This is a genomic window from Nonomuraea sp. NPDC005983 (genome assembly GCF_040614375.1).
Classification (GTDB): Bacteria; Actinomycetota; Actinomycetes; order Streptosporangiales; family Streptosporangiaceae; genus Nonomuraea.
The window spans coordinates 1-20898 of the sequence record NZ_JBEXUP010000038.1 but is presented as its reverse complement, the minus strand read 5'-3'; the positions used below and the strand labels follow the sequence as shown (position 1 = coordinate 20898).

At 70.6% G+C, this 20898-nt stretch carries 17 protein-coding genes; 13 read left to right on the top strand and 4 right to left on the bottom strand.

Annotated elements, in window-relative coordinates:
- Window positions 1-255 precede the first annotated feature (255 nt).
- Complete coding sequence (locus ABZ297_RS18795; RefSeq protein WP_355347248.1) at window positions 256-1299, bottom strand: LacI family DNA-binding transcriptional regulator; 1044 nt, start codon at window positions 1297-1299, stop codon at window positions 256-258.
- 137 nt (window positions 1300-1436) lie between these two features.
- Between ABZ297_RS18795 and ABZ297_RS18790 the strand changes: the two genes are divergently transcribed.
- The 9 genes from ABZ297_RS18790 (at window position 1437) to ABZ297_RS18750 (ending at window position 12402) form a co-directional block, all read left to right on the top strand.
- Window positions 1437-3062: an ABC transporter substrate-binding protein gene (locus tag ABZ297_RS18790; RefSeq protein WP_355347245.1), complete on the top strand. Its 1626-nt coding sequence runs from the start codon at window positions 1437-1439 to the stop codon at window positions 3060-3062.
- Window positions 3062-4012 carry an ABC transporter permease gene (locus tag ABZ297_RS18785; protein WP_355347242.1) on the top strand — a complete coding sequence of 317 codons (951 nt, stop codon included), beginning with the start codon at window positions 3062-3064 and terminating at the stop codon, window positions 4010-4012. Before ABZ297_RS18790 ends, ABZ297_RS18785 begins: the two co-directional genes overlap by 1 nt.
- A 10-nt stretch (window positions 4013-4022) precedes the next feature.
- Window positions 4023-4865, top strand: coding sequence for an ABC transporter permease (locus tag ABZ297_RS18780; protein WP_355347239.1), 843 nt, complete (start codon window positions 4023-4025; stop codon window positions 4863-4865).
- Entirely contained in the window at window positions 4865-5833 is a 969-nt protein-coding gene (locus tag ABZ297_RS18775; protein ID WP_355347352.1) for an ABC transporter ATP-binding protein, read from the top strand. Before ABZ297_RS18780 ends, ABZ297_RS18775 begins: the two co-directional genes overlap by 1 nt.
- The gene (locus ABZ297_RS18770) at window positions 5826-6641 is read left to right on the top strand and encodes an ATP-binding cassette domain-containing protein (protein WP_355347236.1); all 816 of its coding nucleotides are present in this window, start codon (window positions 5826-5828) and stop codon (window positions 6639-6641) included. The genes ABZ297_RS18775 and ABZ297_RS18770 overlap by 8 nt, the downstream gene beginning before the upstream one ends.
- A complete protein-coding gene (locus ABZ297_RS18765; protein WP_355347233.1) occupies window positions 6638-8050 on the top strand; it encodes an amidase in 1413 nt (470 codons plus the stop codon). Before ABZ297_RS18770 ends, ABZ297_RS18765 begins: the two co-directional genes overlap by 4 nt.
- Window positions 8051-8067: 17 nt before the next feature.
- Window positions 8068-9693 carry an amidohydrolase gene (locus tag ABZ297_RS18760; protein ID WP_355347230.1) on the top strand — a complete coding sequence of 542 codons (1626 nt, stop codon included), beginning with the start codon at window positions 8068-8070 and terminating at the stop codon, window positions 9691-9693.
- A 187-nt stretch (window positions 9694-9880) separates the two neighbouring features.
- The gene (locus tag ABZ297_RS18755) at window positions 9881-11218 is read left to right on the top strand and encodes an ATP-binding protein (RefSeq protein ID WP_355347227.1); all 1338 of its coding nucleotides are present in this window, start codon (window positions 9881-9883) and stop codon (window positions 11216-11218) included.
- Window positions 11215-12402, top strand: a complete 1188-nt coding sequence (locus ABZ297_RS18750) for a tetratricopeptide repeat protein (protein WP_355347224.1) — start codon at window positions 11215-11217, stop codon at window positions 12400-12402. The genes ABZ297_RS18755 and ABZ297_RS18750 overlap by 4 nt, the downstream gene beginning before the upstream one ends.
- Before the next feature lie 80 nt (window positions 12403-12482).
- On the opposite strand, the gene ABZ297_RS18745 is transcribed toward ABZ297_RS18750, so the two are convergent.
- The gene (locus ABZ297_RS18745; protein ID WP_355347221.1) at window positions 12483-12614 is read right to left on the bottom strand and encodes a hypothetical protein; all 132 of its coding nucleotides are present in this window, start codon (window positions 12612-12614) and stop codon (window positions 12483-12485) included.
- Here ABZ297_RS18745 and ABZ297_RS18740 point away from each other — a divergent pair.
- The 4 genes from ABZ297_RS18740 (at window position 12609) to ABZ297_RS18725 (ending at window position 16455) form a co-directional block, all read left to right on the top strand.
- Entirely contained in the window at window positions 12609-12974 is a 366-nt protein-coding gene (locus ABZ297_RS18740) for an integrase core domain-containing protein (protein WP_355347218.1), read from the top strand. The genes ABZ297_RS18745 and ABZ297_RS18740 overlap by 6 nt on opposite strands.
- Before the next feature lie 141 nt (window positions 12975-13115).
- Window positions 13116-13907, top strand: coding sequence for a hypothetical protein (locus tag ABZ297_RS18735; RefSeq protein ID WP_355347216.1), 792 nt, complete (start codon window positions 13116-13118; stop codon window positions 13905-13907).
- A gap of 398 nt (window positions 13908-14305) precedes the next feature.
- Window positions 14306-15082, top strand: coding sequence for a phosphotransferase (locus ABZ297_RS18730; RefSeq protein ID WP_355347214.1), 777 nt, complete (start codon window positions 14306-14308; stop codon window positions 15080-15082).
- 293 nt (window positions 15083-15375) lie between these two features.
- Window positions 15376-16455, top strand: coding sequence for a ThiF family adenylyltransferase (locus ABZ297_RS18725; RefSeq protein ID WP_355347211.1), 1080 nt, complete (start codon window positions 15376-15378; stop codon window positions 16453-16455).
- Between the two features lie 93 nt (window positions 16456-16548).
- Here ABZ297_RS18725 and ABZ297_RS18720 read toward each other — a convergent pair whose 3' ends face one another.
- Window positions 16549-18720 (bottom strand): hypothetical protein, encoded by a 2172-nt coding sequence (locus ABZ297_RS18720; RefSeq protein ID WP_355347208.1) that lies wholly within the window; start codon window positions 18718-18720, stop codon window positions 16549-16551.
- Entirely contained in the window at window positions 18717-20642 is a 1926-nt protein-coding gene (locus tag ABZ297_RS18715; protein ID WP_355347205.1) for a hypothetical protein, read from the bottom strand. Before ABZ297_RS18715 ends, ABZ297_RS18720 begins: the two co-directional genes overlap by 4 nt.
- Window positions 20643-20898: the final 256 nt, after the last annotated feature.

Genomic DNA, 20898 nt, shown 5'->3' with positions numbered 1-20898 from the left:
GTATAGACCAGCCGTGCCGCCGCCGCGAAGAAGGTCGACGCCTACCCCTCCGAGTGGTCTAGACCGGACCGCACCAAGACTCGCCCCTCTTCCACGCCGAAGCAGCGCGCGATCAGGCGAACCCCCCGCTCACAGGGGTCGAAGAAAGCCCGGGGACGTGCTCGCCAAGACCGCGTCTCCGGCCGAGAGGCGGGCGGTTCACGCTCTCCACTCAGAGATCCGATGTCTCTGGCGTCCCTCCGCTCTACTCGTTCATCAAGAGGCCGACGACGCCGACTTCCCGGGATCGGAGGAGGCACGGATGTCGAACCTGGCCTGGAGCAGCCGGCCGGTGGCGACGCCGCGGCGCTCGATGATGTCGACGAGCATCTCGACCGCGACGTCCGCGGTCTCGGCCGGCAGGAAGCTGAGCGTGCTGACGGGCGGATCCGTGAAGGGAGTCGTCGTGTCCTCCGTCACGCACACGAGCAGCAGATCTCCGGGCACCGACCTGCCGAGCCTGCGGAGCTTGTCCAGCAGCAGGGGCGGGCTCACCTCGACGAGCACGACCAGCGCGTCCGGCGTCGCGGGACCGCTCAGCAGGGTCTCCACCGCGTCGAGCGCCGCCTCGACTCCGGGCGCGTCGAGGTAGACCATGAGCGGTTCGCGCCCTTTCTCGGCGTGCCAGTCCGAGTACGCCTGGACGGAATCCTGGTGGAAGCAGGCCGTGGTCGAGGCGGCGACGGCCCCGATCCGCTCCGCGCCGGCCGCCTCCAGGTGGTCGAGTACCTGACGGATGGCGCCGCCGTAGTCGAAGTCGATCCACGGCCACGGCGTGCCGGCCAAGGCTCTCCGGTCCGAGACCACGGGAATGCCGGCCGCGAGGAAGTCGCCGACCATGGGGTCGCCGTCGACGGGGTCGACGACGAAGACGCCGTCCAGCGGCAGGTCGAGCCAGTAGTCGTCGGGCCCCGTCGTGGGCAGCAGCACCACGCCGTATCCGTGGGCCGTGCCGGCGCGGATCGTGGCGGTCGTCAGCTGGGCGAAGTAGGCGAGTTCGGTGTAGACCCAGGCGTGCTCGACGTACTCGCGGGCCGCCAGTCCGAGCAACCGCGAGTGCCCGGACCGCAGCCGGCGCGCCGTGGCGTTCGGCCGGTATCCGAGCCGGCGCGCCACCTGGCGAACGTGCTCGCGGGTGGCGTCGGGAAGCCGGCCCGCACCGTTCAGCGCGTCCGACACGGTCGTCTTGGACACTCCCGCCGCGCGCGCGACGTCCACCAGGCGCACGCGCTCCCCGGGGTTACGGTCTGACTCGCTCATGGCCGTCATTTTTGCAGGGTGTCAAGCCGGCATGCCACCTCGCCGACCGTTGCAGAATCGTTCCTTCACGTCCTTGTGCAGGAACGTTCCTTCACCAATACTCATGGCACTTTCCCGCAAGAGGAAGAGGTGGTCCGATGCGTACCTCTCGTCTCGCCGCCGCGGCGATGATCGTCCTGGCGGCTTCTGCCTGCGGAGGGGGCGCAGCCGGCTCGCGCGCAGCCGGACCCGGCGGCGCCTTCACCATCACCCGCGACACCCCGCCGGCCAAGGGCCCGGTGGACGCCGTGACCTGGGCGCTCTACGCCGAACCGCAGTCGCTCGACTACGCCTACGCCTTCGATTACCCGCCCAACACCGTGCTGGCCAACGTGTGCGAGCAGCTCATGCGGATCACGCCGGACATGCGGGTGGAGCCGGGGCTGGCGAGCAAGGCCGACTCCCCCGACCCCAAGCGCTGGGTGTACACGATCCGCCCGGATGTGCGCTTCCATGACGGCTCCCTGCTCACCGCCGCCGACGTCGTGGCCAGCATGCGCCGGCACATGGATCCGAAGGTGGGGTCGTACTGGGTCTCGGCGTACCAGAACGTCGAATCGGTGGAGAAGACCGGGCCGATGGAGGTCACCGTCAACCTCAACAAGCCCGACCAGCTGTTCAACGAGGAGATGGGGACCTCGGCGGGCACCGTCGAGAGCGCCGCGTTCCTGGCCAGGACCGGCAGCGGGTACGGCACGCCGGACAAGGGCGTGAACTGTACGGGGCCGTACTCCCTGCAACGCTGGGAGAAGGGCCAGTCCATCACGCTCAACCGCTTCGACGGCTACTGGAAGCCCGAGCTCAAGGCCAAGGCGGCCACGGTGCGCAACGTCTTCATCTCCGACCCCGCGGCGCGGGTCAACGCGTTGCTCTCCGGAGAGGCGGACGGCAGCTACCTGATTCCCCCCAGCGGCTTCACCCGCCTGGGCGCGGCCTCGAGCGGCAAGCTGTACTTCGGCCCCAACACGGCGGCGGTCAGCCTCATCCCGCTCGATCTCAAGGGCACGCTCGGCGATCCGCGGCTGCGCAAGGCGCTGTCCATGGCGCTGGACCGCAAGAGCATCCTCAAGGCCAGCGTGGCCGGGGTCGCCACACCGGCCAAGGCGCCGGCGGCCATCGGGGCGTGGGGCATCGCCCCGGAGGCGGCCAAGCAGTACTACGCCAAGCTTCCCGACCTGCCCGCCGATCTCGGCGCGGCGAAGAGGCTGGTCCAGGAGGCCGGCGCGGCGGGCAAGAAGATCGTGATCGCCACGAGCACGCTGGCCCCGGACATCGGCGTCGTCGCCAACGCCGTCCAGGCGGCAGGTCAGGCCATCGGCCTGCAGGTCGAGCAGAAGGCGGTGGCTCCCGAGGCCTACACCGCGCTGTTCTCCGACCCCAAGGCCCGGCAGGGCATCGACCTGGTCATGACCATTTGGTACGACTCCACCCCGGATCCGCTGGAGTTCTACGGGATCCTGCGGACCGGCAACTTCTCGAATTACGGCGGATACTCCAACCCCGACTACGACAAGCTCGTCGACGAGGCGGGAGCCGAGGCCGACTCCGCGGCCCGTGCCGCCGTCGTCGCCAAGCTGCAGGAGATCGCGGTCCGCGACATGGTGTGGATCCCGCTGTACGAGGTGCCGCACAGCATGTTCCTCAACAACCGGCTCACCGGGGCGCCCACCGGCATCGCCCAGCTGGTCTACCCCTGGGCCGCCCCGCTCGGGTCGGCGGGCTGATGGGCGCCTTCCTGGCCCGCAGGCTGGCCGGACTGGTCGCGACCTTGGCCGGCGCGTCGTTCGCGGTGTTCGCCGCGGTGTACCTGGCTCCGGGCGATCCGGCCTCGTTCCTCACCCAGGGCCGCTCGGCCTCGCCGGAGGCGCTCGCCGCGATCAGGGCGCAGTACCACCTCGACGATCCGTTCCTCGTGCAGTACCTCAAGTGGGTCAGTGGCGCGCTGAGCGGCGACTTCGGCCGCTCGGTGCAGTTCCGGCAGGACGTGACCGGCCTGATCCTGGCCCGGCTGCCCACGACGCTCTTCCTGGTCGGCTACGCCGGGCTGCTCATCGTGCTCGCGGGGCTGCTCCTCGGCGCGCTGGCCGCGCTACGGCCCGGGCCGCTCGACCGGATCGTCCTCATCGGCACCGGCGTGGCCACCGCGACCCCCTCGTTCGTCGCGGCGATCGGCCTGATCTCGCTGTTCTCGGTGCAGCTCGGCTGGTTCCCCGCCTTCGGCAACGGCACCGGACTGACCGGCCGCCTCTGGCACCTGACTCTGCCCGCGGCCGCGCTGGCCCTGACGTTCGCCGGCCTGCTGGCCCGCGTCACCCGGGCGTCGATGCTGGAGGAGCTGGCCCGCGAGCACGTGGAGGTGGCGCGCTCGCGCGGCGTCCCGGAGCAGGCGGTGATCCGTCGGCACGTGCTGCGCAACTCGCTCGGGCCGATCAGTACGGTCACCGGCACGGTGGTGGCCGGGCTGCTGGTCGCCACCTCGATCGTGGAGAGCGCCTTCGGCCTGTCCGGCGTCGGGCAGCTGCTGGTCAGCTCGGTCACCGTCAAGGACTTCCCGGTGGTGCAGGCCGTCACCACCTTGATCGTCGTCGTGTTCGTGCTGGCCAACCTGCTGGTGGACCTGCTCCAGCCGGCCATAGATCCGCGCCTGTCGCACGGGCAGAGCCGGGCGTTGTGAAGGAGTTCCCGTGACAGCCGTGACACTCCACCGCCGGTACCGGCTGCCGGCGGACAACCTGACCGTGGCCGGTGTGGCCGTCCTGGCGGTCCTGGTAGCCGTGGCGATCCTGGCCCCGCTGGTGGCGCCGCACGATCCGCTCGCCATCGACTTCTCGGCCGCTCTCAGCGGGCCGAGCTCCGATCACCTGCTGGGGGCCGATCAGTCGGGCCGCGACGTCCTGTCCCGGCTGATCTTCGGTGCGCGGGCGGGACTGCTCGGCCCGCTGCTGGTGGTGACCCTGTCGACCGTGGCCGGCACGCTGCTCGGGGTGCTGGCCGCCTGGTGCGGGGGCGTCGTCGACGCCGTCCTGTCGCGGGGCATGGACTTCGTCTTCGCCTTCCCCGCGCTGCTGCTGGCGATCACCTTGGTGGCCATGTTCGGCCCGGGGCTCTCCGCGCCCGTGGTGGCGATGAGCATCGCCTACACCCCGTACGTCGGGCGGCTGGCCCGCGGCGTGGCCATGCGGGAGATGTCCCGGCCCTACATCCACGCCTACCGGGTGCAGGGCTGGTCCGGGTGGACGATCTGCCTGCGGCACCTGGTCCCCAACGTGCTGCCGCTGATCTTCGCGCAGTCGGCGATCAATTTCGGCTACGCGCTCATGGACCTGGCGGCGCTGTCGTTCCTCGGGTTCGGCACCCAGCCGCCCGTGCCCGACTGGGGCGCCATGATCAACGAGGGCGCCTCGGCCCTGCTCCAGGGCGCGATGCTGCCCGCGCTGGCCCCCGGCGCCGCCGTCGTGATCACGGTGGTGGCCTTCAGCACCGTCGGCGAGGGCATCGCCGACCGCGTCGCGAGGAGGCAGCGGTGATGGGCGGCCCCCTGCTCGACATCGAGGAACTCTCCGTACGGCTGCCGCCGGGCCAGGCCGCGCGCCCCATCCTGGACGCGGTGTCGCTGCGCGTCTCCCAGGGCGAGGCCGTCGGGCTCGTCGGCGAATCCGGGTCCGGCAAGTCCGTCACCTGCCGGGCCGTGCTCGGCCTGCTCCCCGAGCGGACCAGTGTCGGCGGCCGCATCGTGGTCGGCGGGCAGGACGTACTCGCGAAGCCGGCTGCTTGGCTGCGCGAGTTCAGGCGACGGCGGGTCGCGATGATCTTCCAGGACCCGCGGGCGTCGGTCAATCCGGTCCGGAGGGTCGGCGACTTCGTGACCGAGGGCCTCAGGGCGGGCGGCACACCGTACAAGCAGGCTCTTGCCCGAGCGGAGGAGCTGCTGGAGGCGGTGGGCATCGACGATCCCCGCTCCGCGTTGCGCCGCCATCCGCACGAGTTCTCCGGAGGGATGCTGCAGCGGGTGATGATCGCGGGGGCGCTGGCGGCGGAGCCCGATCTGCTGCTGGCCGACGAGCCGACGACCGCGCTGGACGTCACCACGCAGGCTGAGGTCATCGCGATCCTGTCGCACCTGCGGACGGCGCGCGGGATGGGGATGCTGTTCGTCACCCATGACCTGGAGCTGGCCGCGGCCATCTGTGACCGCATCTACGTGATGTACGCGGGCCGGATCGTCGAGGCGCAGGCCACCGGCGGGCTGTTCACGCGGCCACGCCACCCCTACACCGCCGGGCTGCTGGCGGCCACCCCGCGGCTGGAGTCCGATCAGCCTCCGCACGGTGTCGCCGGCCGGCCGCTGTCGCTCGCCGAGGCGCCGGACGGTTGCGCCTTCGCGGCACGCTGCCACCTGGCCGAGGACCGGTGCCGCGAGCACCGGCCCGCCCTCGAGGTCCTGGGGCACGCCCACGTGGCGTGCCTGCGCGCGGAGGAGCCGGTTCATGACTGAGAACGTGCTGGAGGTCGAGGGGCTGCGCAAGTCGTTCGGCGGCAGGCCCGCCGTCGACGGCGTCTCCATCTCCCTGCGGCCGGGCGGCTCGCTCGCCGTGGTGGGCGAGTCCGGATCGGGCAAGACGACGACCGCCCGGATGCTCGTCGGCCTGGAAGCGCCGGACGCCGGGCGGATCAGCGTCCAGGGCCGTGACCGTTCGCGCAAGCCGCGAGGACGCGCCGCCAGGCTGTCCAGGGCACGAGAGATCCAGATGGTCTTCCAGGACCCCTATCTCTCGCTGGACCCCCGCATCACCGTGGCCGAGTGCGTCGAGGAACCCCTGCGGCTGCACTTCGGCCTGAGCAGGCAGGAGCGCCGCGCCCGCCGCGACGAACTCCTCGATCTCGTCGGGCTCGGCGAGCGAGAGGCGGCCGTGCTCCCCAGGCGGCTGTCCGGCGGCCAGCGCCAGCGGGTCGCCATCGCCCGCGCGCTGGCCACCGAGCCGAAGGTGCTGATCCTCGACGAGGCCACCTCGGCACTCGACGTGTCGATCCAGGCGCAGATCCTCGACCTGCTGGCCCGGATCCGCCGAGAGCTCGACATCGCCTACGTCTTCATCACCCACGACCTCGCCCTGGTCCGGCACGCGGCGAGCGACAGCGTCGTGCTCTATCGCGGCAAGGTCGTCGAGTCCGGGCCGACGGCACAGGTCCTGTCCGCCCCCGAGCACCCCTACACCCGCCTGCTGCTGCACTCCGTGCCGCGGCCCGGCTGGAACCCCGCCCAGATCGCCGCCGACCGGCGCGCCCTTCAGGAGATCATGTGAGTGACCTCGCCTACCTGTCCGCCACCGACGCCCTGGAGCTGTTCAGGACCCGGGCGCTCTCCCCCGTCGAGCTCATGACCGCGGTCATCGAGCGGGCGCAGGCCGTCGAGCCCCGGGTCAACGCGCTCAGCGAGAAACTGTTCGACGAGGCGCTCGACCAGGCCAAGAAGGCAGAGCGCGGCTATCTGGGCGGCGGGTCGCCGCGACCGCTCGAAGGACTCCCGGTGGCCGCCAAGGACGAGCAGCCGATCGCCGGGAGACGCGCCTCCGACGGCTCCCTCGCCTCCGCCGACCACCTCGCCGACACCACCCATCCCGTCGTCGAGCGCGTCATGGCCGCCGGAGGAATCGTCCACGCCCGCACCACCACACCGGAGTTCTGCTGCGCCGCCTTCACCCACTCCCGCCTGTGGGGCGTCACCCGCAACCCGTGGAACCTGGACTACTCGCCGGGCGGCTCCTCCGGTGGCTCGGGCGCCGCGCTCGCCTCGGGGACGGCGACGATCGCCACCGGGTCGGACATCGGCGGCTCGATCCGCCTGCCCGCCTCGGCCACCGGCACCGTGGGCTACAAGCCGCCCTACGGGCGGGTGCCCGCCATGTCCCCCTTCAACCTGGACCACTACTGCCACGACGGGCCGATGGCCAGGACCGTCGCCGACTGCGCGCTGCTCCAGAACGCCATCGTCGGCCCGCACCCCGGCGACGTCGTGTCCCTGCGCCCCGCGGTCCGCATCCCCGACCGGCTCGGGGACGTCGCCGGGCTGCGTGTCGCCTACTCCCTCGATCTGGGCGACTGGGAGATCGAGCCCGACGTCGCCGCCAACACGCGTGCGGTCGCCGACGCGCTCGCCGCCGCCGGCGCGATCGTCGAGGAAGTGGAGGTACGGCTGCGCCGGGCCGACGTCATGCGCGCGGCCTTCATCCACTTCGGCACCATCTTCGGCCCCATGGTCGCGCGCGTCGCGGCGGCGCATCCCGGCGAGCTCACCCCCTACGCGCTCGCGTTCGCCGAAGAGACGCGCGCCGCCGTGGAGCGGGACGGCTTCCTGGCCGGGCTGGAGCTGGAGGGTCGCATCTACGCCGTGATCGGCGAGTTGCTGGACCGCTACGACGCGCTGATCTGCCCGACGGCGGGCGTGGCGGCACTGCCCGCGGGCGAGGACTACGTGGACACCAAGCTGACGGTCAACGGGGTCCAGCTCGATCACTACCTGGAGTACTCGCTGACGCCGGTCTTCAACATCGCCAGCCGTTGCCCGGTGCTCAACGTCCCCTCCGGGCTGTCGTCCCAAGGCGTGCCCACGGGCGTGCAGATCGCCGGCCGCAGCTACGACGACGCGACCGTCTTCCACCTCGGCGCAGCCATCGAGCGCGTCCGCCCGTGGCCCACGCGCCCCCAGCTCTGAGGCCGAAGGAGACCAGCATGACCCCTGCCGACACCGTCTTTCTCAACGGTTGCGTCCGCACCATGGATCGCGCCGGCACTACCACCACGGCGGTCGCCGTCCACGACGGGCGAATCGTGGCCGTCGGCGGCGACGAGCAGGTACGCGCGATGGCCGGGCCGGCCACCGAGGTCGTCGACCTGGCCGGCCGGGCCCTGCTGCCCGGCTTCCAGGACGCCCACGTGCATCCGGTGCTCGCCGGGCTCGCCATGATCCGGTGCGACCTGCACGAAGCACACGACGCCGACGAGGCGCTCGCCACGATTCGCGCGTACGCCACGGCCAACCCCGAGGCGACCTGGATCTCCGGCGGCGGATGGTCCATGGAGTGGTTCCCCGGCGGCACGCCGAGCCGCCACGAACTGGACAGGGTGAGCCCTGACCGGCCGGTCTACCTGACCAACCGGGACGGGCACGGCGCCTGGGTCAACACCCGGGCCCTGCGGCTGTGCGGGATCGACGCCGGGACGCCCGACCCCGCTGACGGACGCATCGAGCGCGAACCAGACGGAGCCCCGCAGGGAACCCTCCACGAGGGCGCCGCCTCGATCGTGGGCCGCCACGTCCCTCAACCGACCGCCGAGGACATGCTCCGCGCCCTCCAGGCCGGCCAGCGGCGCATGCACCAGGCAGGGGTGACGGCCTGGCAGGACGCGATGGTGAGCCCAGAGGTTCAACGGGCCTACGAAAGCGCCGCCAGGTCCGGAGTGCTCACCGCCCGTGTGGTCGGCGCCCTGTGGTGGGACCGGGATCGAGGCGAGGAGCAGCTCCCCGAGCTGCTGGCCCGCCGGACGGTCGTCGGCCGGTTCCGGACCAGCAGCGTGAAGATCATGCAGGACGGCGTGGCGGAGAACTTCACCGCCGCGATGACCTCCCCCTACCTGGACGGCTGCGGATGCCAGACCGGCAACCAGGGCATCAGCTTCATCGGACCGGACGAACTCCGCGAGTACGTCACCCGGCTCGACGCCGTCGGAGTCCAGGTCCACGTCCACGCCGTAGGTGACCGGGCCGCCCGCGAAGCCCTGGACGCCTTCGAAGCGGCCCGCAAGGTCAACGGCCCGAACGGCAACCGCCACCACATCGCCCACCTGCAGGTCGTCCACCCCGACGATGTCCCGCGCTTCGCCGCCCTCGGCGTCACCGCCAACATCCAGCCGCTGTGGGCGGCGCACGAGCCGCAGATGGACGATCTGACGATCCCGTTCCTCGGGCCGGAGCGTGCCGGCTGGCAGTACCCCTTCGGCGGACTGATGCGCACGGGGGCGCACCTGGCCGCGGGGAGCGACTGGCCCGTCAGCAGCCCCGACCCCTTCCTCGGCATCCACGTCGCGGTCAACCGGATGATTCATGGCGAATCAGAGCGGGCGTTCCTGCCCGAGCAGCGCCTCCCTCTGACCGCTGCGCTGTCCGCGTACACGATCGGCACAGCGTGGCTCAACCACCATGACGACCGGACGGGAACCATCGAGCCGGGCAAGCTCGCCGACCTCGTCATCACAGATGGCGACCCCTTCTCCACGCCGCCCGGCGAACTGGCCGGCATCACCGTCCTGGCCACCTACGTGGAGGGAAGGCTGCTCCACCGACATCCGGATCTCTGATACACAGAAGCCGGCGCGAGGAGGATCAGCACGACTGAACAAGTGGGTCTCCGCAGCTCAGGACGGCCGACGGAGCCGGTGCCGAAGGCGGGCCGGCTGGTCTGGGATGTACCGGTATGCGAGCGCTGATTTCGGTATGTTGCGTAGTTTGAGACCGACCGAGATCTGCGACAGAAGGGAACGGCACGTGCACGACGATGCCGGCCTGCAGGCGCTCCGCGAGGCGGCGCGCCTATCCCCGGACAACCTCCCCCTGCGGCAACACCTCGCCGGGCAGCTCCTGGCCAAGGGGTATCTCGCCGAGGCCGAGGCCGAATACCGCGCCGCGCTCGTGCTCGCGCCCAAGAACGCCGACATCACGGCCGGGCTGGCGGAGGCGTTCGTCCGGCAGAGCGCCTTCGGCGCCGCGCTGGCGGCGCTCGAACCGTTGCTGGCCTCGCCCGGGTACCCGCCCAGGCTGGGCGTGCTGGCGGCTCGGGCGCTGTTCGGTGAGGGCGACACGGCGAGGGCGGGGTACCGCTACCACGAGGCGGTCTCCCGTGACCCGTCCGTGGCCGACGCCGACCTCGCCGCCCGGCTGTCGGCCCCGCCGGCCCCGCTGTACGCCACTGCCCCTCCGGCGGCCGCCGCGCCGGCGGACGAGACCAGCACGGAGGTGGAGCACTCCGGCCTCACCTTCGCGGACGTGGCCGGCATGGACACGGTCAAGGAGGCGCTGCGGGTCAAGCTGCTGCTGCCGATCCAGCAGCCGGAGCTGTTCGCCGCGTACGGCAAGCGCGCCGGTGGCGGGGTGCTGCTGTACGGGCCTCCGGGAGCGGGCAAGACGCACCTGGCCAGGGCCGCCGCCGGTGAGCTCGGCGCGTCCTTCGTCAACGTGGGGCTGGCCGACATCCTGGACATGTACATCGGCTCCAGCGAGCGCAACCTGCGGGCCACGTTCGAGCTGGCGCGCCGCAACCGCCCGTGCGTGCTGTTCTTCGACGAGGTCGACGCGCTGGCCGCGCGTCGCTCCGACATGCGCCAGGCGCACACGCGGCAGGTCGTCAACCAGTTCCTGGCCGAGCTCGACGGCGTGGACCAGAACGCCAACGAGGGCGTCCTGGTGCTGGCGGCCACGAACGCGCCCTGGTACGTGGACGTGGCCTTCCGCCGTCCGGGCCGGCTCGACCAGCCGGTGTTCGTCCCGCCGCCCGACGCCGCGGCGCGCGCGGCCATCCTGCGCATCCTGTGCCGGAACAAGCCCCTGGCCGAGATGGACTTCGACGCGGTGGCGCGGGTCACCGACCAATTCGTCGGGGCGGACCTGAAGGGCCTGGTGGACCGGGCGGTGGAGGTGAAGCTCCAGCAGTCGATCAGCGCGGGCCGTCCCATCCCGCTGTCGACGCCCGACCTGCTGGCGGCCGCGAAGAGCGTGCGGCCCACGGCGGTCCGCGAGTGGATGGCCACGGCGCGCAACTACGTGATGCACGCCAACGACTCCGGCGCCTGGGACGAGCTGATGCCCTGGGTCAAGGGCAAGTGGTGACGGTCGCCGACCCACTCCAGCGGGCGCGGACGCTCATGCAGATGCGCCGCCCGGCCGAGGCCGAGCGGGAGTTGCGCGGCCTCCTCGCCCAGGAGCCGCAGCACACCACCGCGCACGCCTTCCTGGCGCTCGCCCTGGTCGAGCAGGGCAGCGTGGCCGAGGCGGTCGCGGAGGCGCACGAGGCGGTGGGGCTGGCGCCCGAGCAGTGGTTCACCCACTACGCGGCCGGACAGGTGCACTACCGCGCCCGCCGTCCCGCCGAGGCGATGGCCGCCATCAACGCCTCCCTGGACCTCGAACCCGAGTACGCGCCGACCTGGGAGCTGCTGGCCCGCACGCAGATGCTGACGGGCCAGTGGCCCCAGGTGGCAGAGGCGGCACGCCGCGGGCTGGCCATCGATCCGCAGGATGCGGACCTGGCGAGCCTGCTGGCGCTGGCCCTCACCCATCTCGGGGACGCCGAGCAGGCCAGGGCCGCCGCCGCGCACGCCGTACAGCTGGACCCGGAGAGCGCCACCGCGCACCTCGTGTACGGCCATGCGGCGCTGGCCTGCGGAGATCCCCGGACGGCGGCGGACGCCTTCCGCGAGGTGCTCCGCCTCGACCCCGGCTTCGACCAGGCCAGGGATCTTCTCGTGACGGCGCTGAAGCAGCGCAATCCCCTCTACAGGGGGCTCGCGCGGCTGCGGGGCCGGTTCCGCGGCGGTTGGTGGCAGGTGTTCCTGCTGCCCGCGGTCCCGCCCCTCATCGCAGTGTTCGTGCTCATCGCGGTGCTGCACTGGGCGGCCTGGGTCGCCGAGGCGTGGACCACGCTGCGGCTGGCCCGCGCCAAGGCCACCCGGCTGCTCTTCGAGGGCACCGAGACCCGCGTGGCCGTACTGGGGTGCTGCCTGGTGGCCGTGGGCGCGGCGCTGCTCGTCCTGGGTGTGGCGCTGGGCCAGGACGCGATCGGCACCGCGGGCGTGGCCGTCATGGCCCTGGTCACCCCGGTCCAGGAAGCCGTGCACACCGGCTCGGCTCGCGGTCGTGCGGTCCTGTACGGCTGGACGGCCCTGCTCGGCCTGGCCATCGTCACGTCGGTGGTTCTCACCTCGGTGGCCACGGCGCTGCTGGGCGTGTACGCCGGGCTGGCCACGATCTGGGTGGCGGCGGGCGTACGGCGCGTGCTCGGCAGCGAGGGGTAGCGGGCCGCTCAGGGTTCTCCCCTTATTGGGAAGCAAGGCCGTGCGGCATCACATCTCGTGGGCCGAGGGTCGCGGGTCCCTCAGGTCGAGAGGAGTTCGCCGACCTCGCCCAGGCGCAGCCGGCCGTCCTGGTCGTTCGCGGCATGCAGCACTGTCTCCCAGCCCGCTGCGATGGCCGCGACCTCCTGCCGGTCGGCGTATCCGGAGTGCACGCGAAGAGAGGCGACCTGTGCCGGCGCCTGGGCGTGGTGCAGTCGATGGGCAGGGTCGGCTGCGCGCTGGACAACGCAGCGGCGGAGGCGTTCAACAGCACGCTCAAAGTCGAGTACGTGCACCGCCACCGGTTCCGCACCCGAGCCGAGACCCGCCTGAAGATCGCGGCCTGGATCGCCGACTTCTACAACACCACCCGGCGACACAGCGCCAACGACGGCCTGCCGCCCAATCACATTCGAACGTCACATGATCGACAACAGGACAGCCTCATCGGCCCTGCTGAGGACCGCTGTGGCATAGGACCGTCTTTACGTTTTCAGGGGATTGACATCACGGCCTCCCACCTAAATCGGTGAGGTCGCCACGCGCCATATCCCTGCGCCCTACAAGGGCCAGACTGCGCCGCGGACATCTGAGTCCTGAACAGGCCCTAACGAGCCCGGAACTAATCCATCACTTTCCCCGTCTATTGAGATAGGACGAGGAAGGCTGCCCACATGGTCGAGACTCCGCCACGCAACCGATTCAAGCTCCGCGCGCCAAACTCTCTGGATCCTATCGAGGATAGGGTCATCTTGCTTATCTGTGTGATCGTTGTCGGCGCGAGCGTGGTAGGAGCGGTCTACAACTGGCCACCAACCGTGCTGCTGCCACTGATCTTCGTAGCGCTATACGCCATCTTGCGCAGTCTGCTGCCCTTGCGTGGCATGCATCAGACCTTGCAGCAAACACGGGCCGAACTCACGGCCGTGAGACGCGAACTCGCTGGCCCTGGCCATCAATGTACAGAGTTCCGAAGATATGCAAACAATCGCGAGTTTTATAGCGCTCTAAGAGCCGCTATCCTAGACAGTGCTGAAAATCAACTCGATGTCTGGTATGTACGACAGGCGCCACCGACTACACTCGCCCAGAAGGAAGCCAGGCAGTACTTCGATGCCGTGCTGCGTTGGGCGAAGGACAATTCCTCCAGGTCTGCCCGTCGCCTCATTTGCGTGAACTCTGACCATATGCGCAGGTGGGCGGTCGAGCACTATAGGCAGACGCGGACGGTACCCAACTACGAGGCACATGTCGTCGAGTGGGACCTCAAGGCCGACCTGCTGAATATGGCGATCGTGGACGAACGCCTCGTGTTCCTCGCGTTCTCCGGCGGCACCAACCAAGTCATCCGTGGGATGAGCATGGATGATCCGGAGGCTGCCAAGTACTTCACTGACTACTTCAACCAGCACTGGCTCACATCGGTGCCGCTACGCACGTGGATCGACCGTCCGGCCCATGATTGAGACCGTGCCATCCCACGCCATGCCCCCACCACGTTTTCGGGCCTTCCGGATCGCAGTAGGATCCGTCAGCGAAAGGGAGAAGGCGAGGTTATGTGCGCTTTGCACCCTGGGGTCCGGATTCCTCCCGGCCCTAAAGCTAAAGGACCGGGCTTCCTCCGAAGGTCATGGTGAGCCGGGAATCCGCCCCCCGGCCACATCGACGTCCCCCGGCTGGCGAAGCTGCTTCGAGCAGGCGCCAGTCTCGTTTTCCATGACGTCCAGGACTATTCTCCGCGGGTGGCGGAAATCTGTCGCGTCGTGGAGCGGCGCACCGGCCTGGTGACGGCGGCGACCGCTTTTCTCTCCCAGCCCTGGCGGTCGCCGGAGTTGATACGGGACTGGATGGAGAAGGTGGCTGAATGGCGAAGACCCGGCTCGAAGGAGGCAACGACGGGGGCGCGATCCGCGTGGGCGCGACGGTCCGGCGGGCCGTGAACACCTGGACGCCCGCGGTCCACGAGCTCCTCAGGCACCTGGAGGGCAAAGGCTTCGCCGAAGCGCCGCGCGTCCTGGGCTTCGACGACGAAGGCCGCGAGATCCTCACCTACCTCGAAGGCGAGACCATGGGCAACCGCCTGGTGTGGCCCGGGTGGACGCGGACCGAGGACACACTCCGCCAGGTGGCCTGGTGGCTGCGCGCCTACCACGTGGCCGTGTCGGACTTCGTCCCCCCGCGGGACGCCGCCTGGCGAGGCGGTGGCAGGTGGTCACCCGGACTGATCATCGCGCACAACGACGCGAGCCCGTTCAACGCCGCCTGGCACGAGGGGCGCCTGGCCGGCTTCTTCGACTGGGACTTCGCCGGCCCGATCACCGTGGAATCCGATGTGGCCTGGACCGCGCTGAGCTGGGTCCCCCTGCACTCGCGGCGCGTGGCGGCGTCGGAGGGCTTCACCGACTTCGACGCCCGGCCCAGGCGGCTGCGCCTGTTCCTGGACGCGTACGGATGGCAGGGCGACCCCAGGGTGATCATCAAGGAGATCCAGGCGCGCATGAGCGCGCGCGCCGATGACATACGGCGGGGCGCGGCACGCGGCGACCAGTTGTACGCGAAGTTGATGCAGCGGGGATTCGCCGCCGACATGGACCGGGCCGTTCAGGAACTGAATGACTTCGCCGGCGCGCGAAAAGATTGACAGCTTATGCGGAGGGTCACTCGGCGCGCCGGAGACATTTCGTGGGTAGAATCCAGGTCATTCACCCGAGAGGAAGAGGGGAAGCTATGAAGCGACGTCCCGTAATGCTGAAGGTGAACGAAGAGCCGTTGCGTGTCGGAGCGGTCACGGCATCGAACTCCGTCGGTAACTGATCCGATAGTCCGGGCGAGGCGGAGGCCGGGTCTTCCGCCTCATTCCCGGCTGAGGGCATTGGGTGCGGCATGAGCGATTCGGGATGGCGTCCACGCCTGCGGGAAAGCGTGATTGTGCAGATGGACGGGGACGAACTGCTGTTCCTGTGCACCGCCGATCGGACCGTGAAGCGATTTACCGCAGACGACTTCGTGAAACGCGTCGTCGTTCTCCTGGACGGGCGGCGAACCGTTGACGACATCGAGAGAATGGTCTGCGACGGCGATTCGGAAAGGCGTGCGGATCTGCGCGACGTTCTCACGGTCCTGTCCGAGGAGCGGATTCTGAGCAAGGTCGGCGACGTCGCCGAGGAGTTCGGGCGGCTGGGCGGCGAGCGTGCCGAGTTCTACGACCGGCAGTTACGGCTCCTGCAGGACTTCTGCGACGAGGGCCTGGCCGACTGCGCGAGCGGGGTCCAGTTGCAGAGGCGTCTCGACGGCTCCACCGCTGTCGTCTGCGGCGTCGGCGGGCTGGGCGGCTGGGTGGCGCTGTCGCTGGCGAACGCCGGCGTGGGAACGATCCGGATCTGCGACTTCGACCGGGTGGAGCCGTCGAACCTCACCCGGCAGGCGCTGTTCACCGCCGGCGACACGGGGCGGCACAAGGTCGACGCGGCCGCCGCCAGGCTCCGCGCCGTCAACCCCTTCATCACGGTCGAACCCGTGAACCGCAGGATCCACGGCCCCGGCGATCTCGCCGATCTGCTGGACGGAGCGGACGTCCTGGTCAACGCGGCAGACCAGCCGTCCGCGAACGACGTGGCCGGCTGGGTGGCCGAGGCGTGCTGGCCGGATGTCCCGCACATCATGGGCACCGGGTACGCGTACCACATCGGGGTCATCGGCACGACGATCCTCCCGGGGAGGTCGGCGTGCTGGGCGTGCGTGCGCGCCGAGACGTTCGCCGACCACGGTCGTGACCGCATGGAGTCGCTGGTGGGCAAGCGAGAGAAGGCGGGCGCGGTCGGAGCCCTCTGCGGGCTCGTGGGCAACATCCTGGCGTGGGAGGCGGTCCGCGTCCTCACCGGGCTTCCACCGGCGCTCACCGGCCGCTGGACCGAGATCGACTTCTGGCCGCTGGAGCTGCGATCCAGGCCCATCCCGCAGCGGCCGGACTGCCCCGCCTGCGGTGCGGGCTCCCTGACGGGCACCCCCGGATAGCCCCCGGGGCGCCGCCCATGTGGACACAGCGAGCCGCCCGGGGTCGGCGTGGGTGCCTGCCGACCCCGGGCGGCCGGGGTGCGCGCCGTGCGGTCAGTCCGGCTTCGGGGTGGAATGGATGATCTTGACGGCTTCAGCGGGGGTGATGACGTGGTCGGCGACCAGCTTGGCGGTGGTCTTGGCGACGTACGCGGTCAGCTGGGGCCCTTCGTAGCGTTCGTCCTCGATGAGGTCTTCGAGGGTGCAGCCGTCGGGGCGGAACCGGTTGGCCACGCCGCTGTCGGTGGTCTTGATGACCACGGTCGGTGAGATGTCGGAGTGCGGGCAGGCGTCCGGGGGCGGGGTGTACCGGAGCAGGTGGGCGCCGCCCTGGACGGCGTTGTTGGCGGCCTTGACCCCGCTGCGGAACCACAGGTTGCCCTGCGCGTCCTGAGAGGTCCGGTACGTCCCGCTGTCCCGCACGACCGTGAACTCGTACGACAGCGGGTCGATGCGGATCAGCAGGCCGTCGAGTGAGGCGTACACGTGCGAGTCGGGATTGACGTGCAACTCGTCCTGGACTCCGCTGTACCCGGCGGGCAGCGTGATCCGCCGGACCACCTTGGAGGTGGCCGGGTCGAGCACGAAGACGGTGCCGTCGGCGAGCCCCCAGAGCTTCCCGTCGGGTCCCTCGACGACCGAGGTGATCGAGGACGCGCCCGGCACAGGTGTGAGCTCGCCCGTCTTGGCCCCGTCGTCCAGGGAGTAGGTGAAGAGCTTGGCCTCGGTGGCCTTCGGGGTGGTGCCGCCGCCGCCGTTGATCGTGGTGCCGCCCCACAGCGTGCCGCCCAGCACGGCGAGCGAGATCACTCCCTGGTCCTGCACCGGCGCCTTGAGGACGGTGTGCTGACCGCTGCCGAAGTCGTAGACGGTGAGCGCCCCTCCCCACAGCCCGTAGTCGGGGGTGCTGCCGACGTACATCTTGCCGCCCGAGGTGGCGAAGGCCTGTGGCCTGTTCTGCCCGTCGTCGATCAGGCGGAACAGCTCTCGCGGGTTGGTGCCGGAGGCCCAGGGCCGGGCGGGGTCGTACTCGAGCACGGCCCCGCTGGGATACGTCCCGAGGTACAGCTTGCCCGAGCGCCAGAACAGGCCGTCGGCCTGGCCGGCGCGGCCGAGCTCGGTGACCTTGCCGGTGGCGGGGTCGAGGGTGGCGAGGGTGCCGTTGATGTAGAGGTTGGTGTAGATCTTCCCGTCCTGGCCGGCGCTGACGTTGTTGATGTCGATCGGCTGGGCGGGGAAGGGCAGCTTGAAGCGTTGCGACGCGCCGGTGCGCGGGTCGTAGGAGAGGGCGTCGCCGAAGTAGTTCCCGATCAGCGCGTAGAGGGTGCCGTCGACGAAGCCCCAGCCGACGCCGGGCCCACCGGCCGTGACCGGCCCAGGCACGGGCTCGGGCCGGTCGGCGGCCAGGTCGTAGCGCCACAGCGCGGTGCCGGAGGTGAAGTAGACGTAGCCGCCCTCGGCCGTGCGAGTGGTGCCGCGCGAGCTCATCGTGAAGCCGTCGGCGAGGACGGCGCCGGTGTCAGGGTCGAGCACGAGCCCCTGAAGCTTGTTGCGTTTGACGAAGAGCTTGCCCGCGACCAGGTTCAGGTCGTACGGATAGTTCGGGTCGCCGCGTAGCGCCTCGGGCCAGATGTCTCGCTTGTCGCCTGTGCGGAGGTCCATCCGGATCAGGTGGCCGCCCGTGCCGATCGAGGCCCACAGCAGCTCCCGCTCGGCGTCGACCGCCACGTCGGTGACGTACTGCTGGCCGTCGTACATGCGCCCGAGGTCGCGGAGGCCGGTGCCGGGCGAGTAGGAGAACGCGTGCGCGTCCGGATAGGTCCCGCCGTAGACGGTGCCGTTCCTGCCGGGCTGGAACCCGTAGAGGACCGTCTGGCCGGGCACCGGCGCGCCCAGGTCGACGGCCTTGTCGCCGTCGTAGCGGTACACGTGCCCGTTGGGGTAGCTCCCCGCGTACACGGCCCCGTCGTCGGCCTGGGTGATGCCCCAGGCGCCCGACGCGCCGGGGAGCTCGGCGGTGCCGAGGTGCTCGCGGGTGACCGGGTCGAGTTTGGCCACCACGCCCGGCGTGCCCATCTGGGCGCTGTAGACGACCGGCCGGCCGGCCTGGTCCGTCCCGAAGACGCCCTCGAGCACGGTGAGCGCACTGGACTGGACGCCGAAGTCGGTGACGGTGCCCGGCCCGAGCAGCAGCGTCGTGGACAGCAGGATCGCAGTCAGTTTCATGTGAGTTTCACCAGGTCCCGTCCGCGCAGTGTGTAGAGGGCGCAGCCGCCGGCGGCGAGCTTGGCCCCGTCGAACCAGTCGCCCGCCAGCCCGTCGGCCACGGTCGAGATGCTGAGGTCGCGCAGGTCCACGCGGTAGACCCGGTCGCCCCTGCTGACCGCCTCGCCGGAGATCCCGTAGAGCTGCCCGTCCAGGACGGCCAGGTCGCCGCCGTACGTGCCGACCTGCACGCTCCTGGTCACCCGCCGCGTCTCCGGGTCGGCCTCGAAGAGCACGCCCGAGTCGGTCACCCCGTAGAGCCGGCCGCGCAGCCGTGCCACGTCGGCGATGAACTCGGCCCCTGGCACGGGTTCGAACTGCCACAGCAGCCTGCCCGCGCGCAGGTCGTACGCGGCCAGCCGGGCGGTGCGGGTCTTGGGCGGCAGCCCGAAGCCTTCCTGGATGTAGGTGCCGAGGTAGGCGACGCCGTCGTGGGCGGTCACGGAGTAGACGCTCTGGTCCGGCACGACCGGCCTGCGCACGTTGAGCGCGCCGGTGCCCGGCCGGTACGTCGACAGCGCGCCGCCCTCCTGACCGGGCTCCGGCTGGGTCGGGATCACCAGCGAGCGGGTGCCCGGGTCGTAGGCCATGTCGCGCGGCCTGTCCTGCCGGTTGCCGATCCTGGCCAGCAGCTCGGCGGTGTCGCTGCCCGGGCGGTGACCGTACAGCAGGGCCTGAGTGTAGACGCCGGTGTAGAGGTGGCCGTCGACCTCCGCCATCGACTTCGGCTCGCCGGGCAGGCCGATCCGCCGGGACCCGCCGGCCAGGTCGTGCACCTGCATCCCGCCCTTGCCGCCGAGGTAGACGCGGCTGTCGTCGGCGTAGACGGTCATCGGCTGCTCGGCTCCCGCGCGGAAGCCGCGGGAGACCAGGTTGCGGTAGTCGATCGCGCCGGTGGCCGGGTCGTAGACGAACGCCGCGCCGTCCTGGACTCCCCACATCTTGCCGTCGTGGGCGAGCAGCCGCGGCGTCCCTCCTTCCGGGTACGGGACGCCGAGCGTCTCCACCTTGCCCGCGCGGTAGCGGTACAGCGTGCCGCTGGGGCGGCCGGTGAAGTACACGTCCTGGCCGAGGAACTCCACGGCGGTCACGTACTTCTCCCCCGGGACGGCCACGATCGCGTGGTCGGCGGGGTCGGCCTTGTTCATGACGAGCAGCTCGCCCTGCGAGGAGATGCCCATCGCCAGCCGGGTGGGGCTGATGGCCATGCTGGCGACGAAGTCGCGCCCGGCCAGCTCGGCGGGCAGGATCTCCTTCTTCGCGCCGGTGGCGCGGTCGATGGCCACCAGGTGGGCGTGCGCGCCGACGCCCGCGTACACGGTGTGCTCGTCGGCGGCCAGGCTGCGCACGTACTGCTCGCCGGGGCTGGCGACGCCGAGGTCGCGGGTGCCGCCGGTGGCGGGGTCGTACTCGGCGACCCTGCCCGTCTCGGACATGCCGAGGTAGATCTTGCCGTCGGGTGAGGCGGCGAGGTTCCAGATGAAGTGGTCGTCGAAGGAGGCGGCCTTGGTGACCGTTCCGGTGATCGTGTCGAGCTTGTACAGATCGGACGGGACGTGGGTGCCGACGTACAGGTCGGTGCCGACGCGGGCCATGGCCCAGGCACCGATGCCGGTGGGGATGTCGTGGTGGGCGGTCACCCGGTCGGCGGCGAGGTCGTAGGCGCCGACGACGTTGGGTGACAGGCCGCGGGTGACGGCGTAGAGCGCATCACCGACGAACTCGGCGTTGCCCAGGGCGTTGGTGACGCTGGCGGGGCCGAGGTCGGTGATCGTGCCCCCGGGAGCACAGCGGGTGGAGGCGGCGGAGGCGGCGGGGACGGGAGGCGTGATGAGGGTGAGGGCGAGGCAGGTCAGAGCGGTCCAGTGGCGTAACAGCGGCATGCGACGGCCTTCGCAGGATTACGGTCGAGGGCGAAAGTGTCGAAGTTGGCGACTTTTCGCCCCTGAATGGATAACGGACCCGACCGTAAAATGGGAACGACGCCCTGTCAACCGATCAAGAACAGCCGCCTCACGAGCCGTCCCTCAGCAGGCCTGCTCTCAGAGGGCGTTTGGTTTGATCATTTCGCCCTAGTATGTGCCGCGCCAGGTAGGCGTGTTTTCGCCGGTGATGCGCTTGCTCACGTTGTCGATCATC